This window comes from Cellulosimicrobium sp. SL-1 (assembly GCF_011033075.1).
In the GTDB taxonomy this organism is placed as follows: Bacteria; Actinomycetota; Actinomycetes; order Actinomycetales; family Cellulomonadaceae; genus Cellulosimicrobium; species Cellulosimicrobium funkei.
In genome coordinates, this window is the sequence record NZ_JAACJC010000001.1 from 297,384 (window position 1) to 317,789 (window position 20,406).

21 protein-coding genes are annotated in these 20,406 nt (G+C 74.9%); 13 read left to right on the forward strand and 8 right to left on the reverse strand.

Translation table 11 applies throughout. The features are described from left to right. Positions 1-34: 34 nt before the first annotated feature. Entirely contained in the window at positions 35-892 is an 858-nt protein-coding gene (locus GWJ10_RS01335; protein ID WP_163184568.1) for an IclR family transcriptional regulator, read from the reverse strand. 70 nt (positions 893-962) lie between these two features. Here GWJ10_RS01335 and eda point away from each other — a divergent pair, with 70 nt between their 5' ends. From eda to GWJ10_RS01365, 6 genes are all read left to right on the forward strand, one after another. Continuing rightward, complete coding sequence (gene eda, locus GWJ10_RS01340) at positions 963-1,622, forward strand: bifunctional 4-hydroxy-2-oxoglutarate aldolase/2-dehydro-3-deoxy-phosphogluconate aldolase (protein WP_076405178.1); 660 nt, start codon at positions 963-965, stop codon at positions 1,620-1,622. A gap of 3 nt (positions 1,623-1,625) precedes the next feature. Further along, positions 1,626-2,747, forward strand: coding sequence for a sugar kinase (locus tag GWJ10_RS01345; protein WP_163184570.1), 1,122 nt, complete (start codon positions 1,626-1,628; stop codon positions 2,745-2,747). 87 nt (positions 2,748-2,834) lie between these two features. Then, complete coding sequence (locus GWJ10_RS01350) at positions 2,835-3,230, forward strand: hypothetical protein (protein WP_128957539.1); 396 nt, start codon at positions 2,835-2,837, stop codon at positions 3,228-3,230. Positions 3,231-3,343: 113 nt separating this feature from the next. After that, entirely contained in the window at positions 3,344-3,808 is a 465-nt protein-coding gene (locus GWJ10_RS01355) for a zf-TFIIB domain-containing protein (RefSeq protein WP_163184572.1), read from the forward strand. Positions 3,809-3,833: 25 nt separating this feature from the next. Next, complete coding sequence (locus GWJ10_RS01360; protein ID WP_163184574.1) at positions 3,834-4,604, forward strand: SDR family oxidoreductase; 771 nt, start codon at positions 3,834-3,836, stop codon at positions 4,602-4,604. A gap of 48 nt (positions 4,605-4,652) precedes the next feature. Continuing rightward, entirely contained in the window at positions 4,653-5,630 is a 978-nt protein-coding gene (locus GWJ10_RS01365; protein WP_163184576.1) for a bile acid:sodium symporter family protein, read from the forward strand. Positions 5,631-5,729: 99 nt separating this feature from the next. Here GWJ10_RS01365 and GWJ10_RS01370 read toward each other — a convergent pair whose 3' ends face one another. The 3 genes from GWJ10_RS01370 to GWJ10_RS01380 form a co-directional block, all read right to left on the reverse strand. After that, complete coding sequence (locus tag GWJ10_RS01370; RefSeq protein WP_021482841.1) at positions 5,730-6,191, reverse strand: SufE family protein; 462 nt, start codon at positions 6,189-6,191, stop codon at positions 5,730-5,732. Between the two features lie 158 nt (positions 6,192-6,349). Next, positions 6,350-7,261 carry a sulfurtransferase gene (locus GWJ10_RS01375; protein WP_021483735.1) on the reverse strand — a complete coding sequence of 304 codons (912 nt, stop codon included), beginning with the start codon at positions 7,259-7,261 and terminating at the stop codon, positions 6,350-6,352. 168 nt (positions 7,262-7,429) lie between these two features. Continuing rightward, positions 7,430-8,824: an aspartate aminotransferase family protein gene (locus GWJ10_RS01380; protein ID WP_163184578.1), complete on the reverse strand. Its 1,395-nt coding sequence runs from the start codon at positions 8,822-8,824 to the stop codon at positions 7,430-7,432. A gap of 88 nt (positions 8,825-8,912) precedes the next feature. Here GWJ10_RS01380 and GWJ10_RS01385 point away from each other — a divergent pair, with 88 nt between their 5' ends. From GWJ10_RS01385 to yidC, 6 genes are all read left to right on the forward strand, one after another. Beyond that, positions 8,913-9,833 carry a LysR family transcriptional regulator gene (locus tag GWJ10_RS01385; protein WP_163184580.1) on the forward strand — a complete coding sequence of 307 codons (921 nt, stop codon included), beginning with the start codon at positions 8,913-8,915 and terminating at the stop codon, positions 9,831-9,833. Positions 9,834-9,901: 68 nt separating this feature from the next. Beyond that, entirely contained in the window at positions 9,902-11,215 is a 1,314-nt protein-coding gene (locus GWJ10_RS01390; protein ID WP_163184582.1) for a GAF domain-containing protein, read from the forward strand. A gap of 180 nt (positions 11,216-11,395) precedes the next feature. Further along, positions 11,396-12,919, forward strand: coding sequence for an aldehyde dehydrogenase family protein (locus tag GWJ10_RS01395; RefSeq protein ID WP_034653685.1), 1,524 nt, complete (start codon positions 11,396-11,398; stop codon positions 12,917-12,919). A 163-nt stretch (positions 12,920-13,082) separates the two neighbouring features. Next, entirely contained in the window at positions 13,083-13,574 is a 492-nt protein-coding gene (locus GWJ10_RS01400; protein WP_163184584.1) for a DUF779 domain-containing protein, read from the forward strand. A gap of 90 nt (positions 13,575-13,664) precedes the next feature. Continuing rightward, positions 13,665-13,949, forward strand: coding sequence for a DUF6412 domain-containing protein (locus GWJ10_RS01405; RefSeq protein ID WP_163184585.1), 285 nt, complete (start codon positions 13,665-13,667; stop codon positions 13,947-13,949). A gap of 114 nt (positions 13,950-14,063) precedes the next feature. Then, a complete protein-coding gene (gene yidC, locus GWJ10_RS01410; RefSeq protein WP_163184587.1) occupies positions 14,064-14,855 on the forward strand; it encodes a membrane protein insertase YidC in 792 nt (263 codons plus the stop codon). A 142-nt stretch (positions 14,856-14,997) separates the two neighbouring features. Here the strand turns inward: yidC and GWJ10_RS01415 are convergent, their stop codons facing one another. After that, positions 14,998-15,363, reverse strand: coding sequence for a DoxX family protein (locus GWJ10_RS01415; protein ID WP_163184590.1), 366 nt, complete (start codon positions 15,361-15,363; stop codon positions 14,998-15,000). A 154-nt stretch (positions 15,364-15,517) separates the two neighbouring features. Here GWJ10_RS01415 and GWJ10_RS19970 point away from each other — a divergent pair, with 154 nt between their 5' ends. Next, positions 15,518-15,955: a helix-turn-helix domain-containing protein gene (locus GWJ10_RS19970; RefSeq protein WP_163184592.1), complete on the forward strand. Its 438-nt coding sequence runs from the start codon at positions 15,518-15,520 to the stop codon at positions 15,953-15,955. A 52-nt stretch (positions 15,956-16,007) separates the two neighbouring features. Here the strand turns inward: GWJ10_RS19970 and GWJ10_RS01425 are convergent, their stop codons facing one another. From GWJ10_RS01425 to aceA, 3 genes are all read right to left on the reverse strand, one after another. Then, complete coding sequence (locus GWJ10_RS01425; RefSeq protein ID WP_163184594.1) at positions 16,008-16,607, reverse strand: hypothetical protein; 600 nt, start codon at positions 16,605-16,607, stop codon at positions 16,008-16,010. Positions 16,608-17,047: 440 nt separating this feature from the next. Beyond that, positions 17,048-18,763, reverse strand: coding sequence for a malate synthase A (aceB, locus tag GWJ10_RS01430; RefSeq protein ID WP_163184596.1), 1,716 nt, complete (start codon positions 18,761-18,763; stop codon positions 17,048-17,050). A gap of 132 nt (positions 18,764-18,895) precedes the next feature. Further along, positions 18,896-20,338, reverse strand: coding sequence for an isocitrate lyase (aceA, locus tag GWJ10_RS01435; protein WP_241005618.1), 1,443 nt, complete (start codon positions 20,336-20,338; stop codon positions 18,896-18,898). Between the last annotated feature and the right edge of the window lie 68 nt (positions 20,339-20,406).

Sequence of the window (20,406 nt, forward strand, 5' to 3'; positions counted from 1 at the left end):
TTCCGTCATTCCGTCGTGCTGCGGTTGAACTCTCTCACAGCGCGGCGTCCGTCGCCGGTCGGCGGGTCGCCCCGTCGCCGGAGCCGCGGAGCACCGCGTCGGGCACCGCCAGGGTCGGGGGCAGCAGGGGCGGCACGACCTCCCGCAGGACCGTCTCGATCTCCCGCCGCCGTCGGGGGCCGAGCCGCTCGGCGGGCGCCGTGACGCTCACGGCGGCGACCGGCTGCCCAGCGCGCAGGACCGGGACGGCGACGCAGCTGATGCCCGGCTCGTTCTCCTCCGTCTCCGTGGCGAACCCCGTCGCGCGCGTGGCCTCGCACGTCGCCCGCAGCGCGGCGGGCGTGACGGGGTGGTCCTCGGGTGCGGCGCCGGCGTACCAGGCGAGCGCGCCGTCGTCGAGGGTCCGCTGGGAGAGCAGCGCGCGCCCGAGCGCGGTGGTCGCCGCCGGGCGGCGGCGCCCGACGGCCGACCAGACGCGGACGGCGCGGGCCGGCTCGACCTTGTCGAGGTAGACGATCTCGGTCCCGGCGAGGGTGCCGAGGTGCACGAGCTCGTCGGTCGCGCGGCACACCGCGACGAGCACCGGGTGCAGGAGCGCGGGGAGGTTCTCCTCGCCGAGGTAGACCGTCGCGAGCGCCGTCGCCGCGGGGCCGAGGCGGTAGTCGCCGGTCGTCGCGTCCTGCTCGGCGTACCCGCGGAACCGCAGGGCCGCGAGCGTGCGGTGCAGCGACGCCTTGTGCAGCCCGAGCGAGCGCGCGAGGTCCCCGAGCGCGACGCCGTCGGGGCCGGCCGCGGCGAGCGCCTCGAGCGCGACGAGGGCCTTGTCGACGCTGCCGAGCGGGCTCTCCGCCGACCCCGGGGTGCCCGACGGCGCACGGCCGGCTTCCGCCATGGTGACTCCTTCGCCTAGAGTGCGTTCCGTAGTGAACAACAGGTGTTCACCATAGCGAAACGGAGCCTGGATGTCATCCCTGGGACCCCTGGAGGGGATCGCCCGTGCCCGCGTCGTGCCGGTCGTCGTGGTCGACGACGCGGCGCAGGGCGTCCTCGTCGCGAGCGCGCTGCGAGACGGCGGTCTGCCCGTCGCCGAGGTCACGTTCCGGACCGCCGGGGCGCGCGCGGCGATCGAGGCCATCGCGCGCGAGGTGCCCGACGTGCTGGTCGGGGCGGGCACCGTCGTCACGGCCGCCCAGGTCGACGAGGCCGTCGACGCCGGGGCGCGGTTCCTCGTCTCGCCCGGCCTCTCCGCCGCGGTCGTGCGTCGCGCCCAGGAGCTCGGCGTGCCCGTCGTCCCGGGCGTCGCGACGCCGTCGGACGTCATCGCCGCGCTCGACCTCGGCCTCGACGTCGTCAAGCTGTTCCCCGCGAACGTCGTCGGCGGGCCCGCCGCGGTCAAGGCGTTCTCCGCGCCGTTCCCCGGCCTGCGGTTCGTGCCGACCGGCGGCGTGAGCGCCGCCAACCTGCTCGACTACCTCGCCCTGCCCGCCGTGCTCGCCGCCGGCGGCTCCTGGATGGTCGACGCCGCGCTCGTGCGCGCGGGCGACACCGTCGAGATCACCCGCCGCACGCGCGAGGCCGTCGCGCTCGCCGCGACCGCCCCCCACCCCGCCGAAGGAGCCTGACCCATGACCGACACGACCACCGCCCGCGCCCCGCTCGCCGTCCGCCCCGCGGCCGACTGCGCCTACGACGTCGTCGCGCTCGGCGAGGTCATGCTGCGCCTCGACCCGGGGGAGCGCCGCATCAAGACGGCCCGCCGCTTCGACGTGTGGGAGGGTGGCGGCGAGTACAACGTCGCGCGCGGTCTGCGCCGCGCGTTCGGCCTGCGCGGCGCGATCGTCACCGCGCTCGCGGACAACGAGGTCGGGCGCCTCGTCGAGGACCTCATGCTCACGGGCGGCCTCGACACGCGCTGGGTCCGGTGGCGCGAGGACGACGGCATCGGCCGCACGGTGCGCAACGGGCTCAACTTCACCGAGCGCGGCTTCGGGGTGCGCGGCGCGGTCGGCGTCTCCGACCGCGGCAACACCGCGATCGCCCAGCTCCGGCCCGACGACGTCGACTGGGACGCCGTGTTCGGCGGCGGCGTGCGATGGTTCCACACCGGGGGCATCTTCGCCGCGCTCTCGGAGTCGTCCGCCGACGTCGCGGAGGCGGCGATGGCCGCCGCGCGCCGCCACGGCACGGTCGTCTCCTACGACCTCAACTACCGCCCCTCGCTGTGGAAGGGCATCGGCGGCGTCGAGCGCGCGCAGGAGGTGAACCGCCGCCTCGCGCGGTACGTCGACGTGATGATCGGCAACGAGGAGGACTTCACCGCGTCGCTCGGGTTCGAGGTCGAGGGCGTCGACGAGAACCTCACCGACCTCGACACGTCCGCGTTCCGCGCGATGATCACGCGCGCGGCCGAGGAGTACCCGAACTTCCAGGTCGTCGCGACGACGCTGCGCGGCGTGCGGACCGCGACGGTCAACGACTGGGGCGCGATCGCGTGGTCGCGCGTGCAGGGCTTCGCGGAGGCGACGCACCGCCCCGGCCTGGAGATCCTCGACCGCGTGGGCGGCGGCGACTCGTTCGCGTCGGGCCTCGCGTACGGGCTCATGGAGCTCGGCTCGATCCAGGAGGCCGTCGAGTACGGCGCGGCGCACGGGGCGCTCGCGATGACGACCCCCGGCGACACGTCGACGGCGTCGCTCGCCGAGGTCCGCAAGCTCGCGTCGGGCGGCAGCGCGCGCGTGCAGCGCTGAACCGTCGGCCTCCCGTCTCCCGCCGTGCCGGGCCGCACGTCCAGGGTTAGTGTGGGCGCGCTGTCGGCGGGAGGCGGGAGGTGCGGCGTGGCTGGTGGGGCCTTCGTGCCCGGGCTGCCCCGCCGCGGCGCCGAGGAACCGCCGGACCTGGGCCGAGCCCTGGAGCACGCGCGCATCCTCCGCGCGGCGGGAGACCCGGCCGGTGCCGCCCAGGTCCTGGACCGGGCCTTCGCCGCCGAGGGCGTGCGGACCCGCACCGTCGCCGAGCGCGTCCGGTTCCGCGCCCTGGTGCTCCGTGCCGACCTCGCGCTCGCCCTGCACGACGACGCAGCCGCCGCACGGTTCCTCGAGGGCGCGGAGTGGTTCCGCGCAGGGGCCGACTTCCTCCCGCGCGTGGCCGACGCGCTCGCCGCCCTCGACGACGAGGTGCACCTCGCGGACGAGCTGCGTGACCGCCTCGCGAGCGAGCGCCGCACGGGCTGAGCCGCACCGGCAGACCTGCCCGGCCGGGAACCGCTCGCGCGGGAGCCGCGTTGGACTGCGCAGTACCGGTGCGGGCGCCGACGGCGCCCGGCCCATCTCGCGAGGAGGCAGACATGCTGTGCCCCACCGACCAGACCGTGCTCGTCATGACCGAGCGCAAGGGCGTGGAGATCGACTACTGCCCCACGTGCCGCGGCGTGTGGCTCGACCGCGGCGAGCTGGACAAGATCATCGACCGCTCGGTGGAGAGCGAGATCGCCGCCGAGGCCGCGGGGCCGGCCGCCGCCGTGCCGCCCGCCCCCGCCGCGCCCGCCCCGACGTCGTACCCGCCGGCCGCCGCCGCGGACTACGGCAGCCCCGCCCCGCGCTCCGGGGAGCGGTACGGCGACCGCCGCGACGACGACCGTGACCGCTACCGCGACGACCGGTACCGCGACGACCGCTACGACGAGCGCTCGCGCGACGACCGGTACCGCGACGACCGGGACCGCCGGTACGACGGCCGCGACGGCTACGACCCCCGCTACCGCAAGCGCAAGAAGAAGGAGTCCTGGCTCGAGGACCTCTTCGACTTCTGACGCGCCCCGTGGTCGACTGTCCCGCGTGACCGTCCTCGACTCGTTCTCGCTCGTCGGCCGCACGGCCCTGCTCACCGGCGGCAGCCGCGGCATCGGGCGCGCCGTCGCCCGCGCGCTCGGCGAGGCGGGGGCCCGCGTCGCGGTCACGGCGACCACCGCGGCGGCGGCCGACGAGGCCGCCGCCGCGCTCCGGGAGGCCGGCACCGACGCCCGCGGCTACGTGCTCGACGTCACCGACCGCGAGCAGGTGGACGACGTCGTCGCGCGCGCCGCCGCCGACCTCGGCACGGTCGACCTGCTCGTCAACAACGCGGGCGTGTCGATCGGCGGCGCGGCCCTCGAGATCGGCGACGACGTCTGGCACCGCACGCTCGCCACCAACCTCGACGGCGTCTGGTACTGCTCGCGCGCCGTCGCACGGGAGCTCGTCGCGCAGGGCCGGCCGGGGACGATCGTCAACGTCGGCTCGATGTCCGCGTCGATCGTCAACCGGCCCCGCTGGCAGCCCGCGTACCTCGCGTCCAAGGCGGCGGTGCACCAGCTCACCAAGGGCCTCGCCGCCGAGTGGGCGCCGCACGGCATCCGCGTGAACGCGGTGGCGCCCGGGTACGTGCGCACGGAGGCGTCGCCGGTCGACCAGCCGGAGTACTACGACGACTGCGTCGCGCCCGCCGCGATGCAGCGCTGGGCGGAGCCGGAGGAGATCGGACCGCCCGTCGTCTTCCTCGCGAGCGCGGCGTCGAGCTTCATGACGGGCGCCGTCGTCACGGTCGACGGCGGCTACACGCTGTTCTGACCGGGCGGGCGCCGTCCCGGGTCGTGCGCCGGGCTAGGCTCGGTCCCCGTGCGCGCAGTCCTGGGCAGGTGGGTCGACCCCTTCGTCGTGACCCTGCTCGTGGTGCTCGTGCTCGGGCTCGTGGTGCCCGTGGGGCCGGGCGCGCAGCGCGTGGTCGACGCCGCCGCGGACGTCGCGGTCACCGTCCTCTTCCTCGTCTACGGCATGCGCCTGTCCACGCGGGAGGTCTGGGCCGGGCTGCGCAACTGGCGCCTGCAGGGCGGGATCCTCGCCGCGACGTACGTCGTCTTCCCGGTGCTCGGGCTCGTCACGGCGTGGGCGATCGAGCCGCTCGTCGGGGCGCCGCTCGCGGCCGGCATGCTCTACCTCTCCCTGCTCCCGTCGACCGTGCAGTCGTCCGTGGCGTTCACGTCCGTCGCGCGCGGCAACGTCGCCGGGGCGATCTGCGGCGCGACGGTGTCGAACGTCGCGGGCATGGTGATCACCCCGCTGCTCGTGCTGTGGCTCATGACGGGGACGGGCGGGGGAGCCGACGGGCCCACGGGCGGGCTCGGCGGGCTGCGCACCGTGCTGCTCCAGCTGCTGCTGCCGTTCGTCGTCGGGCAGCTCCTCCAGCCCTGGGCGGGGGACTGGGTCCGGGCGCGGCGCTGGCTCACGCTCGGCGTCGACCGCGGCACGATCCTCGTCGTGGTGTTCGGCGCGGTCGCGGCGGCGTCGTCGGCGGGCGTCTGGTCGAGCGTGTCCGGGTGGTCGATCGTCGCGCTGCTCGTCGTGAGCGCGCTCGTCCTCGCCGTGATGCTCGCGGCCACGTGGTGGGGCGGCGCGGCGCTGGGGCTCTCGACCGAGGACCGGGTCGCGCTGCTCATGTGCGGGTCGAAGAAGTCGCTCGCGACGGGCCTGCCCATGGCGAGCGTGCTGTTCCCCGTCGCGGTCGCCGGCGTCGTGGCGGTACCGGTGATCGTCTTCCACCAGCTCCAGCTCGTCGTCTGCGCCGTCCTGGCGCGGCGCCTGGCCCTCCGCGACTGACGCCCCTGACCCGACTGACGCCGACCATGCGGAGGCGTCCCGTCGCGGCGGCCGGGCGGGCGACGACCGCATGCTCGGCGGGTCCGGGTGGGACTTCCGTCAGCCGCGGGCCGCTACCTGCTCGCGGACCTGGCGCTTGGCGCGCGTGAGCATGCCGTTCATGCCGCCGATGCGCAGCGGGCTCACCGCGCGCGTCAGGCCGATCGACATCGGGAAGTCGTCGGGCACGTCGAGCACCTCCTGCACCGTCAGGCCTGAGAGGCCCTGCGCGAGGATCGACGCGAAGCCGCGCGTCGTCGGGGCCTCGGCCGGGGCGGTCGCGTAGAAGTGCACGACGCCCGCGTCGTCGACCTCAGCGAAGGCCCGCACCGGCGACTGGCACTCCTCGATCCGCTCCAGCAGACCGGGCGCGCTGGCGTAGCGCTCGGGGAGGTCGGGCAGCTCGTTCGCGAACTCGAGCAGCAGCTGGAGGCGCTCGCGCTCCGGCATCGCGAGGAAGTCCTCGCGGATCTCCGCGAGCGTCGCGGGCAGGTCGGGCGAAGCGTCGGAGGGGGAGCTCATGGGGGCGATCCTCGCATCGGGGCCGGGGCGGCGGGACGGCAGTCCCACCGTGCGGAACGCTCCGCGGACGCGTCGTATGCCCGCGGCACGACGACGGCGCGCGGCCCGTCGTGGAGGACGGGCCGCGCGCCGTCGGGCACGCTCGCGCGGGACGCGGGTCAGTTGAGCGACGCCGGGGCCTCGCCGGGCTCCTCGCCCTTGACGATCGGCACGCGCACGGCGTTGCCCCACTCGGTCCACGAGCCGTCGTAGTTGCGGACCTTGTCGAAGCCGAGCAGGTACGTGAGCGCGAACCACGTGTGGCTCGACCGCTCGCCGATGCGGCAGTACGTGACGACCTCGTCGTCCGTCGCGAGGCCGAGGCCGCCCTCCTGGTAGATCGCCTCGAGCTGCTCGCGCGACTTGTAGGTGCCGTCCTCCGCGACCGCCGTCGCCCACGGCACGTTGCGCGCCGTCGGGATGTGGCCGCCGCGCAGCACGCCCTCCTCCGGGTAGTCCGGGATGTGCAGGCGCTCGCCCGTGTACTCCTGCGGGGAGCGGATGTCGACGAGCGGCCCGTTGCCGATGTGGGCGAGGACGTCCTCCTTGAACGCGCGGATCGTCACGTCGTCGCGCTCGACGACCGGGTACTCGACCGCGACCGGCTCGGGGACGTCCGTCGTGACCTCGCGGCCCTCGGCGATCCACTTGCCGCGGCCGCCGTCGAGCAGGCGCACGTCCTCGTGGCCGAACAGCGTGAAGACCCACGCCGCGTAGGCCGCCCACCAGTTGTTCTTGTCGCCGTAGACGACGATCGTCGTGTCGCGCGCGATGCCCTTGCTGCCGAGGAGCTGGGCGAAGCCCTTGCCGTCGATGTAGTCGCGCGTGTCGGGGTCGTTGAGGTCGGTGTGCCAGTCGATCTTCACTGCGCCGGGGATGTGCCCGGTCTCGTAGAGCAGCACGTCCTCGTCGGACTCGACGACGACGACGCCCGGCTCGCCCAGGTGCTCGGCGAGCCAGTCGGTGCTCACGAGGCGGTCGGGGTGGGCGTACTGCGTGATCTTCTCGCTGGTGTCGAGCGGTGCGGGCATGGTGTCCTCCGGCGCGTGGTGGGCGTTCGCTCGTCAGGCTAGGTCGGCCGTCCGCATCACGGAAGGCGGACGACGCATGCTGAGACGGTGTAAACGGACGCTGCGGACGGTGGGGGGTGGGCGCCGTCGGTGCGCGCCCGGAGGACGTCCCGTCCGGATGACGGGCGGTCAGCCCAGGAGCTCGCGCGTCGCGTCGCCGAGCGCCTGGTCGAGCAGCCCGAGACCGAGGTCGAGCTCCTCCTCGCTCACCGTCAGCGGCGGCGCGATGCGGAACACGCCGCCCATGCCGCGGAGCTGTACGACGTTCATGTGGAGCCCGAGCTCGAGCGCCCGCCGGGTGACGAGCGCGCCGAGGGCGTCGGCGCCCTCCTTCGTCTCGCGGTCGAGCACGAGCTCGATGCCCTGGAGCAGCCCGCGCCCGCGGACGTCGCCGATCGTCGCGTGGCGGTCCTGGAGGTCGAGCAGCCCGGCGCGCATGCGGTCGCCGAGCACCCGGACGCGGGCATCCATCCGCTCAGCCTGGAGCACGTCGAGCACGGTGGTGCCGACCGCCGCGACGAGCGGGTCCGAGACGTGCGTCGTGAAGAAGAGGAAGCCGCGCTCGTGCGCGCGCGCCTCGATCTCGGCGCTCGTGACGACGGCGGCGAGCGGGAGCCCGGCACCGAGGGTCTTGGAGAGGGTGAGGATGTCCGGCACCACGGGCTCGTCGCCGTCGCGCCCCTCGAACGCGTACCAGGACCCGGTGCGGCACAGCGCCGTCTGCGCCTCGTCGAGGATCAGGAGCATCCCGCGCTCGTGGCACTTGTCGCGCAGCGCCGCGAGGTAGCCCGGTGGGAGCTCGACGATCCCGCCCGAGCTGAGGATCGGCTCGACGAGGCACGCCGCGAGGCTGCCCGTCGACTGCACGTCGACGAGGTCGAACGCGAGGTCGAGCTGGCGGCGCCAGTCGTGCGTGCCGTCGGGCGCGAGGTGGTCGGGCCGGTACGCGTTGGGCACGGGGACGACGAGGTTGCCGGGCGCCGTCGGGCCGTAGCCGCGGCGGCCCGCGCTGTACGTCGCGGAGGCCGCGGCGTGCGTCATGCCGTGCCACGACCCGGCGAGCGAGACGACCTCGTGCCGCCCCGTGACGAGCTTCGCCATCCGGATCGCGGCCTCGTTCGACTCGGCCCCGGTCGTCAGCAGGAGCACCTTCTCGAGCGGGTCGGGCAGCGTGTCCGCGAGCCGGCGCGCGAGGTCGACGACCGGGCGCGACAGCATCCCGGAGAACAGGTGGTCGAGCGTCCCGACCTGGCGGCGCACCGTCTCGACGATCGCGGGGTGGCTGTGCCCGAGGATCGCGCTCATCTGACCGGACGTGAAGTCGAGGACGCGGCGCCCGTCCGTCGTCGTGACGAAGCTGCCCGCCGCGCTCTCGACGATCTCGGGCGTGAACGGCCCGCCGTACCGCACGAGGTGGCGGTCGGCGTCGGCCCAGAACCGCGCGGCGTCGTCCGCGGCGGCCCGGCCCCCACCGGGGGACGGGGCGGACGGCGGTGCGGGCGCGGGGGAGGGCGGGAACGTCATCCTCCGAGCGTAGGGACGCGCCGCTGTGCGCGACCAGCGCGAGTCTGCGTACAGTCTGTGCGGAGAAACCGCACAGAGAGGAGCGCACGTGCTCAATGCGGCCCGGCTGCAGATCCTCGCGCGGCTCGAGAGCCTCGGGACCGTGCGCGCCGTCGGGACCTCGCTCCACCTGAGCCCGTCCGCCGTCTCCGCGCAGCTCGCCGCGCTCGAGGCCGAGACCGGCGCGCGCCTCCTGGAGCGCACGGGTCGACGCGTCCGCCTCACGCCCGCCGGCCGCACGCTCGCCCGGCACGCGCGCGTCATCCTCGACCAGATGGCCCTCGCCGAGGCCGAGCTCGCCCACCCCGACGGCGAGCCGGCCGGCGTCGTGCGCGTCGCCGCGTTCTCGAGCGCGGTGCGCGCGCTCGTCATCCCGCTCGCGACGCGGCTCGCCGTCGAGCACCCGCGCGTCGAGGTGCAGGTCGACGAGCTCGACCCGCGCGAGAGCGGGCCCGCGCTCCGGCGCGGGGACGTCGACGTCGCGGTGACCGCCGACCTGCTCGACGGCGCGCTGCTCGCCGGGCCCGACGTCGCGACCGTCCCGCTGCTCGAGGACCCGGTCGTGCTCGTCACGGCGCGCGGCGACCGGGCCCCCGGCGAACCGGTTGACCTCGCGCGCCTCGCCGACGCGCCGTGGGCGGCCGACCTCCCCGGGCGCTACCTGTCCACGCTCGTCGAGAGCGCGTGCCGCGAGGCCGGCTTCGAGCCGCGCGTCGTCGCCCGGCTGCCCAGCTACGAGCTGCTGCTCGTGCACGTCGAGGCCGGGCTGTCCGTCGCGCTGCTGCCGGGCCTCGCCGTCGACCCGCGGTACGCCGTCGACGCCCGCCCGCTCCGCGCGCCCCGGACCCGCCCGGTGTACGCGGCCGTGCGCCGCGGGGCCGCGCCGACGGCCGCGACCACCGCCGTCCTCGGCGCCCTGCGCCGCGTCGCGCGCGAGGTCGCCGGTCCCGCGCCGCCCGGCACCGGCTGACGCCCGCTCGCGCCGGATCCCGCGCGACCTACACTGGCCCCAGCACCGCACGACGACGTGGAGGTCCCGTGCCGCGCACTCCCGCACCGCCGCCCCGCTCCGAGGAGCACCCGCGCCGCCCCGACGCGCGCCGCGACCCGCGCTCCGTGCGCGCCGCCTACCGCTCGTTCCTCGACCACGGTGTCCTCCCGCGCGGCGTCCACCCGCTCGTCGCCGACTCGTGGCGCCGGTCCGTGCACAGCGGTGTCGACCCGGAGGCGCCCCGCACCGACTCGGGCCTCGCCCACGACGACCTCGTCGCCTACCGCGAGGCGCACCCGCTCGCGGGCGTCATGCCGGTCGTGCGCGAGCTCGTCGTGGACGCCGCCGCCGACGACGGCCTCGTCGTCGCCGTGTCCGACGACGCGGGCCGCCTCCTGTGGGTCGAGGGTGACCGGGCGCTGCGCGACGCCGTCGACCGCGTCGGGTTCGTCGAGGGGTCGGTCTGGCGCGAGGAACGGGTCGGGACGAACGCGCCCGGCACCGCGCTCGCGACGCGCAGCCCGGTCCAGGTCCTCGGCGCCGAGCACTTCTCCCGGCCCGTGCAGGCGTTCAGCTGCACGGCCGTGCCCGTCCACGACCCCGCGAGCGGGCGCGTCCTCGGGGTGCTCGACGTGACGGGGCGCCAGTCCGCCGCGTCGGGCGTCGTGCTCTCGCTCGTGCGCGCGACCGTGCTGAGCCTCGAGCGCGAGCTCGCCCAGCGCGCCGCGGCGACGGGGCCCGACGACGGCCCGGGCCGGCTCCCGGGACCGCCCCGCGACGGCGCGCCCGAGCTGCTCGTGCTCGGGACGGCGCCCGTGCTGCGCTCGCCGGACGGCCTCGACCACCGCCTGTCGCTGCGGCACGCCGAGATCCTCGTGCTCCTCGCGGCGCACCCCCGCGGGCTGTCCGCCGACGAGCTCGCCGTCCTGCTGCACCCCGGCGAGCTCTCCGACGTGACCGTCCGCGCCGAGGTGTCGCGCCTACGGCGCGTCGCGGGCGCGCTCCTCGCGGGGTCGCGCCCCTACCGGCTCGCCCGGCCTCTGCGAACCGACGCCGACGTCGTACGGGACCACCTCGCGGTGGGCGATGTCCGCGGCGCCGTCGCCGCCTACCGCGCGCCGCTCCTGCCGCGTTCGGGTGCGCCCGCCGTCGAGCACCTGCGCGCGGAGCTCGCGGCCGAGCTGCGCACCGCCGTCGTGGCCGCGGGCGGCGCCGACGTGCTCGACGCGTGGACGCGCACCGACGACGGCGCCGAGGACCACGCCGCGTGGACGCGGCTGCAGCGCGTCGCGGACCACGGCAGCCCGCTGTGGCTGCGCGCCCGCGCCCACCTCGACCTGCTCGACGACGAGCTCGCCTGAGCTCGGGTGGGAGCCGCCCGCTGCAACGGTCCTGCAACCCTGCGCCGCCTAGCGTCGGCCGCACGGCGCGACGAGGCGCCGGGCCGCGCACCGCCGTCGGACGCTCCCCGCCCGACGGCGACCTCCCCCAGGGCGCGGCGAGGACCAGCACTGCGAGTCAGCACTGCGAGGAGGCAGACGATGACGGTCTACGCAGCCCCCGGCACGGACGGGGCGATCGCCGAGTACAAGGCCCGGTACGACCACTGGATCGGCGGCGAGTACGTCGCGCCGGCCGGCGGGCAGTACTTCGAGAACCCGAGCCCCGTGACGGGCCGGACCTTCACCGAGGTCGCGCGCGGCACCGCCGACGACATCGAGCGCGCGCTCGACGCCGCGCACGGCGCAGCCCGGTCGTGGGGCCGCACGAGCGCGACCGAGCGCGCCAACGTCCTCAACAAGATCGCCGACCGCATGGAGGAGAACCTCGAGCGGATCGCCGTCGCCGAGTCGTGGGAGAACGGCAAGCCCGTCCGCGAGACGCTCGCCGCCGACATCCCGCTCGCGATCGACCACTTCCGCTACTTCGCGGGCGCGATCCGTGCGCAGGAGGGGTCGATCTCCGAGATCGACGAGGACACCATCGCGTACCACTTCCACGAGCCGCTCGGCGTCGTCGGCCAGATCATCCCGTGGAACTTCCCGATCCTCATGGCCGTGTGGAAGCTCGCCCCGGCGCTCGCGGCGGGCAACTGCGTCGTGCTCAAGCCCGCCGAGCAGACGCCCGCGTCGATCCTCTTCCTCATGGACATCATCGGGGACCTGCTGCCGCCCGGGGTGGTGAACGTCGTCAACGGGTTCGGCGTCGAGGCGGGCAAGCCGCTCGCGTCCAGCCCGCGCATCCGCAAGATCGCGTTCACGGGCGAGACGACGACCGGCCGCCTGATCATGCAGTACGCGAGCCAGAACATCATCCCGGTCACGCTCGAGCTCGGCGGCAAGTCGCCGAACATCTTCTTCTCCGACGTCGCGGACGCTCGCGACGACTTCTACGACAAGGCTCTCGAGGGGTTCACGATGTTCGCCCTCAACCAGGGCGAGGTGTGCACGTGCCCGTCGCGCGCCCTCATCCAGTCGTCGATCTACGACACGTTCCTCGGCGACGCGATCGAGCGCACGAAGGCCGTGCGGCAGGGCAACCCGCTCGACACCGAGACGATGATCGGCGCGCAGGCGTCGAACGACCAGCTCGAGAAGATCCTGTCGTACATCGAGATCGGCAAGGCCGAGGGCGCGAAGGTGCTCACGGGCGGATCGCGCGCCGAGCTCGGCGGCGACCTCGCGGGCGGGTACTACGTGACGCCCACGATCTTCGAGGGCAAGAACTCGATGCGGATCTTCCAGGAGGAGATCTTCGGGCCCGTCGTCGCGGTGACCGACTTCTCCGACTTCGACGACGCCATGACGATCGCCAACGACACCCTGTACGGGCTCGGGGCCGGCGTCTGGTCGCGGTCGGGCAACACCGCCTACCGCGCGGGCCGCACCATCGAGGCCGGGCGCGTGTGGACGAACTGCTACCACGCGTACCCCGCCGCCGCCGCGTTCGGCGGGTACAAGGGTTCCGGCGTCGGGCGCGAGAACCACAAGATGATGCTCGACCACTACCAGCAGACGAAGAACCTCCTCGTCTCCTACTCGGCCCAGAAGCTGGGCTTCTTCTAGGCCAACCCCACCAGCCCTGCCCGCCCTACCGACCACGGGCTCGGCTCCCTCCCCCCCCGGCCGCCGAGCAGGTGGTCCTGGCTCGTCCGGCCGTCCGGACGGACCAGGACCACCTGCTCGCGGCGCCGGGATCGCCTGGTCGGCCTGACACGTGGAGGGTTTCGTGGCCGACGACGTTTCCTCGGTCCGTCCGGTTGGTGCGCCACCCGCGCGGGTCGCGCTCACCGACGACGCCGCGGCGCTGCTCGCGCGGCTGCGGACGATCCACGGCGAGCTCATGTTCCACCAGTCCGGCGGGTGCTGCGACGGGTCGTCGCCCATGTGCTACCCGCAGGGCGACTTCCTGCTCGGCGACGCCGACGTCCACCTCGGCGACCTCGTCGTCGACGTGCCCGGTCCCGGCGCGCCCCGTCCCGGTGCGGGCGGCCCTGCCGCGGACGGCCCCGCCGCGGCGGACGGCGCAGCGGGCCGGTTCGTCGTGCCCGTGTGGATGAGCCGCGCGCAGTTCGAGTACTGGAAGCACACCCACCTGACGATCGACGTCGTGCCCGGCCGCGGCGCGGGGTTCAGCGTCGAGGCGCCTGAGGGCGTGCGCTTCATCATCCGGTCGCGTCTGCTCACCGACGAGGAGTGGGCGGCGCTCGACGTGGCCTAGGCTGACCTCACCGACGAGCTCTGCGACGGGCTCCAGGACCGGCCCCGCAGCGGGGCCGCGACGGCCCGGGACCGGAGAGGAGGCGGTGCGATGAACGACCTGCTCGTCGTGGCGCGCGACCTCGCCTCCGCGCTCACGCTCCTGCTCGGCACGTCGACCCTCACGGCCACGCTCTTCCTCCTCGGCGCCACCGCCCTCGTCGCGGCCGTGGCTGCCGTGGCCGCGCGCTGGGGCGCACCCCTCGCGCTCGGTGTGGCGGCTCGCCCCGCGGGCCGCCTGCGCGACACGGTCGACGTCGGTCCCGCCGTCACGCAGAGCGACCCGGACGCCCCGGGTCGTGCCCGGCCCCGGGCTCCCGGCCGACCCCTCGGCTGATCACCCGGCCGAGGGACCTCATCGCACCCGCGTCGTTGCGCGGCGTGCTGCTGCCTGCCCACCGCAGGGTGATCGGCGAACGCGTACCCCGCACGTTCGACCGAGGACACCACCATGAACCTGCTCGACCTCCCGCTCGTCTCCACCGTGCTCGACGCCGCGTACCGCGCGCTGATGGGCCTGTCCGACCTGCTCGAACCCCTCGCGGGCGGCGCCGCGGCGGCGGCGGCCGTCGTCCTGCTGACGCTCGCCGTGCGCGCACTGCTCGTCCCCGTCGGCGTGTCGCAGGCGAAGGCGGAGCGCGACCGCGCGCGCCTCGCACCGCGGCTCGCCGAGCTCCAGCGTCGCCACCGGAACGACCCCGAGCGGCTGCGGCGCGCGACCGTGGAGCTGTACACCCGGGAGGGCACGACACCGCTCGCCGGGTGCCTCCCGATGCTGGCCCAAGCGCCCGTGGTCGGGGTGGTCTACGCGCTGTTCCTGCACGCGGAGATCGCCGGGCACGGCAACGCGCTGCTCGGCCACACCCTGTTCGGCGCGCCCCTGGGCTCGAGCCTCGTCGGCGGGCTCGGGGCGGGTGGTGTGCCGACCGTCGTGGTTGCCGGGGTGGTCGTGCTCGCGATCGCCCTCGTCGGCGAGCTCACGCGCCGCGCCTCCCTGCCCGGCGGTCGGCTCGCGCTGCCCCGGACGACGCCCGGCGCCGACACCGGGCCGAGCGTGCCCGGTGCGGCGGTGCTCTCCGGCCCGGGCCTGCAGAACGCGCTGGGTGCCCTGCAGTTCGTCACCGCCGTGATCGCCTGCTTCGTGCCCCTCGCCGCGGGCCTGTACCTGCTGGTGACGGTGACGTGGACTCTCGGGCAGCGCCTCGTCCTGCGCCGCCGGTACCCGCTCGTCCGCGGGGCGTAGCGGAGGCCGCGGGGCTGCCAGCGGACCGCCGGCCGCGCGAGAGTGTCGGGATAGGGCCGACCTGTCGCCCTTGCGCGAGGCCGTCAGCGCGCTCCCCGCAGCCCCGCGGCGACCTGGGGGCGGGCCGCGGCCCGCCCGCGTGTCACAGCGCCGCGAACCGGTCGACGGCGACGAACGCCGCGAGGGCGAGCAGCACCACGTTCGCCGGGACGGCCTTCGCCTCGCCGAGGCGCAGGTGCAGGGGGATCGCGCCGACCTGCGTGAGGGCGAGCCCGACTGCCGCGATCGGCGTGAGCACCGGCGCGACGCCGAGCGCCCAGGGGAGGATCACGCCCACGGCTCCGGCCACCTCGAGCCACCCGATGACGCGCACGCCCGCCGCGCGCTCGGGCGTCACCCAGCGCATCTGCTCCTGGAGCACAGGGATCGGGCGCAAGGCCTTCATGAGCCCCGCGCCGAGGAAGGCGAGGGCGAGCAGACCGGAGGCGATCCACAGGGCGACGTTCATGCGTGAGTCCTTCGAGAGGAGGCGGCGACGGCCCAGGATGGCCGGTCACTCTTTGTGCCTGGGCACATGATGGGTAACCATGAGCACCGGTACAAAAGGCACACCGGTGTGCGTGAGGCACACGGAGCAGCACCCGGAGAAGACGGAGACCCCCATGACGACGACGCCCAGCACGGACGTGCCGGTGGTGCGCGAGCTCGCCGAGCGCCACGGCATCCCGGTCGACCGCGGCTGCGCCGCGGCGGAGGCGACGAGCGAGGTGCGCTCGGTCCTCGACCGGGTGGGCGACAAGTGGAGCGTCCTCATCCTGGGGATGCTCTCCGCCGGCCCGCAGCGCTTCACCGAGCTGCTCCACGGGATCGACGGGATCTCCCAGCGCATGCTCACCCTCAACCTGCGCCAGCTCGAGCGGGACGGTCTCGTGAGCCGCACCGTGCACGCCGTCGTGCCGCCGCGCGTCGACTACGCGCTCACGGAGTTCGGCGAGACGCTGCTGCCGCCGGTGCTCGCGCTCGTCGAGTGGGCGCTCGCCCACACGCGCACCATCCGCGAGAACCGGGACGTGTTCGACGCGCGGCGCCCCGCCGGCTGAGCGACGGCCGACCGGCGAGAGGTCGTCCGGGGGCGGCGCGCGAGGGGGAGCGTCAGCCCGCGAGCGGGTCGGCCGCGCGCAGGTACCAGGGCTCCTCCCGCTCCAGCGACAGCGTCCAGAGGCCGGGGGCGCCCGTGGGCACCGCGAGGCACACGTTGCCGGTCACGGTGTCGCCCGAGCCGATCAGCCCCGTGCCCACGAGCGCCTGCGGCACCGCGCCGCACCCGCCGTCGGCGGGGACACCGTCGTCGCCGACGAACCCGATGTCGACGGCGCCCCACGCGGTCACCTGCGAGCTGAACCCGGTGTAGGTGGCGGTCACGGGCACGATCCAGTACTCGGTGCCGTCGGGCGGCGGACTGTTGACGTCGTCGTGCGCGAGCACCTCCGCGGTCGCCTCGTAGGGCTCCTCGAGGAGGACCTCCCACTCCTCGCCGCCGATCGTGTACCCGTCGAACAGCCACGGGTCGTCGCGCGTGCCCGTGCCCTCCCAGTCGCCCTCGGGCCAGTCCTCGTCCGACCAGCCGTCGCCCGGCCACTCGTCGTCGTACGCGTCGTCGGTCGGGGCCGTGACCCACGCGGCGATCCGGGCGCCCGCGTCCGTCGCGACGCCCGCGGCGAACCCCGTCCCGCCGCCGACGACGAGGCACACGACCCCGACGAGCAGCCCGACGGCCGTCCGAGACAGACCGCCACGCCCCGGTGCCGCGCGCGGCGGGGCCGGCTGGGGAGCGCCGGGGTACGGCGGCCCTGGGTGCGGTGCGAGGGGCTGCGGGGTGCCGGCGTGTGGAGGGCCGGGGCGCGCTGCGAACGGTGGCGCCGCGTACGGGTTCGGGTGCGCGGCCGGGCCGGGGGAGGAGGGCGGCGGGCCGGGAGGGGGCGTCGGCGAGGACGGCGGCGTCACAGGGGTGCTCATGGTGCTCCGGTGTCGTGCGGGCGGGCGCCCGGACGACAGGTGCCACCGTGCGTGGCCGGATGCTCCCACACTGCGGTCCCCGCCGTCGAGGGCGATGGCGCGCGCCCGTGAGCACGCCCTCGGTGCCGCCGCCGGGTGGGCGACGGCACCGAGGCCGTGGAGGGCGGGAGACCGCGCTACGGCTGGTCCACCTCGGAGCCCACGAGGAACTGCGAGTACGCCCCGATGGTGAGGAACGTCGGGAAGTCCTCGGCGAGCGCGACGGCGCGGAACACGTGCGCGGCGTCGTCGATCCGGTTCCCCGGGGTGCGTGGCAGGTCGTCGACGATCTCCGCGAGCAGCGCCTCGACGCGCTCGCGCGTGATCGGCACGCCGTTCTCGGTGCGCGTGCCGGACGCGATCCACTGCCACACCTGCGACCGCGAGATCTCGGCGGTCGCCGCGTCCTCCATGAGGTGGTCGATCGCGGCGGCCCCGACGCCGCGCAGCCACGACTCGAGGTACCGCACCCCGACGGAGACGTTCGAGCGCAGGCCCGCCGCGGTGACGGTGGCCCCGGCCCGGCGGGCCGACCCGATGTCGAGCAGCTCGTGCTGGCCCACCCGGACGTCGTCACGCTGCCGCGAGACCTGGTTCGGCGCGTCCCCCAGCACCGCGTCGAACTCGGTGCGCGCGACCTCGATGAGGTCGGGGTGCGCGACCCACGTGCCGTCGAACCCGTCCGTCGCCTCCCGGCGCTTGTCGGCGCGCACCTGCTCGAACGCGCGCTCGGTGACGTCCGGCCGACGGCGGTCCGGGATGAACGCGCTCATGCCGCCGATCGCGTGCGCGCCGCGCCGGTGGCACGTCTGCACGAGCAGCTCGGTGTACGCGCGCATGAACGGCGCGGTCATGGTGACCTGCGCGCGGTCGGGCAGCACGTACGAGTCGCCGCGCGTGCGGAACGCCTTGATCACGGAGAACAGGTAGTCCCAGCGCCCGGCGTTCAGCCCGGCGCAGTGGTCGCGCAGCTCGTGGAGGATCTCTTCCATCTCGAACGCCGCGGGCAGCGTCTCGATGAGCACCGTGGCGCGGATCGTGCCCTGCGGCAGGCCGAGGTACTCCTGGGCGAGCACGAACACGTCGTTCCACAGTCGGGCCTCGCGGTGGCCCTCGAGCTTGGGCAGGTAGAAGTACGGCCCCCGCCCGCGCGCCACGAGCTCGTGCGCGTTGTGGAACAGGTACAGCCCGAAGTCGACGAGCGACGCCGACGCCGAGACGCTCACGCCCGCCCGGTCGACGTACCGCATGTGCTTCTCGATGAGGTGCCACCCGCGCGGACGGAACACGATCGTCGGGAGGTCGGTCAGCGTCGTCGAACGCAGGCGGTATTCCTTGCGGTGGTCGCCCGAGCCGGCCGTGTGGGTCAGCGTCCCGCGGATCGCGTCGTGCAGCGCGAGCTGGCCCTCGATCACGTTGCGCCACGTCGGGCTGGAGGCGTCCTCGGCGTCCGCGAGCCACACCTTGGCGCCGGAGTTGAGGGCGTTGATCGTCATCTTGGGGTCGGTCGGGCCGGTGATCTCGACGCGGCGGTCCTCGAGGCCCGGCGCGCCGGCCGAGCCCGCGACGCGCCACGACGGGTCGTCGCGCACGGGCCGCGTCGACGGACGGAAGTCGGGGTCGATGCCGTCGGCGACGTCCTGCCGGCGCTGCTGGCGGTCCATGAGGAGCTCGTGGCGGCGTGCCACGAACCGGTCGTGCAGCAGCGTGAGGAAGTCGAGCGCCTCGGGCGTGAGGATCTCGCGGTAGCGCTCGCCGAGCGTGCCGGTGACGCGCAGGGTCCCGGTGACGCGAGGGCCGCCCGCGGGCGCGGGGGTCGACGGGGGAGAGGTGGTCGTGGTCAGCGTGGTCATGGCGTGCTCCGAAGGTCGATGTCGCGAGTAGAGCTCTGGTAGACCGAGGTAGGGCCCTGGTCTCGCGAGGTAGAGGCGTGGTCATGACCAGGCCTCTACCTCGCGGGACCGCTCCTCTACCTCGCGAGGGGCTTAGTGGAACTGGGCGGTCTCGGTGGACCCGGCGAGCGCGAGGGTGGCGGCGTCGGGGTTGAGAGCCGTGGCGACCCGGTCGAAGTAGCCGGTGCCGACCTCCCGCTGGTGGCGGGTGGCGGTGTAGCCGTCGGCCTCGGAGGCGAACTCGGCCTCCTGCAGCTCGACGTAGGCGGACATCGCGCGCTCGTTGTAGCCGCGCGCGAGCTCGAACATGGAGTGCGAGACGGCGTGGAAGCCGGCCAGCGTGATGAACTGGAACGCGTAGCCCATCGCGGCGAGCTCCTTCTGGAAGCTCGCGATCTGGGCGTCGTCGAGGTGCTTCTTCCAGTTGAACGACGGCGAGCAGTTGTAGGCGAGCTTCTTGCCCGGGTGCTGCGCGTGGATCGCCTCGGCGAACGTCCGCGCGAGCTCGAGGTCGGGCTCGCCCGTCTCCACCCAGATGAGGTCGGAGTACGGCGCGTACGCGAGGCCGCGCGCGACGACCGCGTCGAAGCCGGGGCGCACCCGGTAGAAGCCCTCGGACGTGCGCTCGCCGGTGAGGAACGGCTGGTCGCGCTCGTCGACGTCGGACGTGAGGAGGTCCGCGGCGAGCGCGTCCGTGCGGGCGATGACGATCGACGGCACGCCCGCGACGTCGGCCGCGAGACGCGCGGCGTTGAGCGTGCGGATGTGCTGGCTCGTGGGCACGAGCACCTTGCCGCCGAGGTGGCCGCACTTCTTCTCGGACGCGAGCTGGTCCTCCCAGTGCACGCCCGCCGCGCCCGCGGCGATCATCGAGTGCATGAGCTCGTAGGCGTTGAGCGGGCCGCCGAACCCGGCCTCGGCGTCGGCGACGATCGGGGCGAGCCAGTCGCGGTCGGGCCGCTGCCCGTCCGACGCCGCGCGCTCGGCCGCCTCGATCTGGTCCGCGCGCAGGAGCGCGTTGTTGATGCGGCGCACGACGGCGGGCACGGAGTTGGCGGGGTAGAGCGACTGGTCGGGGTACGTCTGGCCGGAAAGGTTGGCGTCGGCCGCGACCTGCCACCCGGACAGGTAGATCGCCTTGAGGCCCGCCCGCACCTGCTGCACGGCCTGGTTGCCGGTGAACGCGCCGAGCGCGGCGACCCACTCCTCGGTGTGGATGAGGTCCCACAGCGTCTCGGCGCCGCGCCGGGCGAGCGTGTGCTCCTCGCGCACGGAGCCGCGCAGCGCGACCACGTCCTCGGCCGTGTAGTCGCGCTGCAGGCCGGCCCAGCGCGGGTCGGTCGCCCACTGCTCGGCGAGCTCGGCGGCGCTCTGCGTCTGGTCACCCGGACGGGCGGACGGGCGCGCGGCGTCGCCGGAGGTCGGGGCGGTGCCGGGGCCGGTGACCGTCGCCGTCGTCGCGACGGCGCCGAGCGGGCGGGCGCCGCCCGCGTACTCGGACGGGGAGCGGCGGCTGACGATGGTGGGCCTGTTCACGGGTGCCTCCTGGTGGTGCGCCGGCCCACGTGGTGCGGGCCGGCCGGGCCGGTCGGTGGACCTCGGCG

Coding starts and splice junctions, on each gene's coding strand:
- GWJ10_RS01335 (WP_163184568.1), bottom strand. CDS start 892: ATGGCGGAAGCCGGCCGTGCGCCGTCGGGCACCCCGGGGTCGGCGGAG.
- eda (WP_076405178.1), top strand. CDS start 963: ATGTCATCCCTGGGACCCCTGGAGGGGATCGCCCGTGCCCGCGTCGTG.
- GWJ10_RS01345 (WP_163184570.1), top strand. CDS start 1,626: ATGACCGACACGACCACCGCCCGCGCCCCGCTCGCCGTCCGCCCCGCG.
- GWJ10_RS01355 (WP_163184572.1), top strand. CDS start 3,344: ATGCTGTGCCCCACCGACCAGACCGTGCTCGTCATGACCGAGCGCAAG.
- GWJ10_RS01370 (WP_021482841.1), bottom strand. CDS start 6,191: ATGAGCTCCCCCTCCGACGCTTCGCCCGACCTGCCCGCGACGCTCGCG.
- GWJ10_RS01375 (WP_021483735.1), bottom strand. CDS start 7,261: ATGCCCGCACCGCTCGACACCAGCGAGAAGATCACGCAGTACGCCCAC.
- GWJ10_RS01380 (WP_163184578.1), bottom strand. CDS start 8,824: ATGACGTTCCCGCCCTCCCCCGCGCCCGCACCGCCGTCCGCCCCGTCC.
- GWJ10_RS01395 (WP_034653685.1), top strand. CDS start 11,396: ATGACGGTCTACGCAGCCCCCGGCACGGACGGGGCGATCGCCGAGTAC.
- GWJ10_RS01405 (WP_163184585.1), top strand. CDS start 13,665: ATGAACGACCTGCTCGTCGTGGCGCGCGACCTCGCCTCCGCGCTCACG.
- yidC (WP_163184587.1), top strand. CDS start 14,064: ATGAACCTGCTCGACCTCCCGCTCGTCTCCACCGTGCTCGACGCCGCG.
- GWJ10_RS01415 (WP_163184590.1), bottom strand. CDS start 15,363: ATGAACGTCGCCCTGTGGATCGCCTCCGGTCTGCTCGCCCTCGCCTTC.
- GWJ10_RS19970 (WP_163184592.1), top strand. CDS start 15,518: ATGACGACGACGCCCAGCACGGACGTGCCGGTGGTGCGCGAGCTCGCC.
- aceB (WP_163184596.1), bottom strand. CDS start 18,763: ATGACCACGCTGACCACGACCACCTCTCCCCCGTCGACCCCCGCGCCC.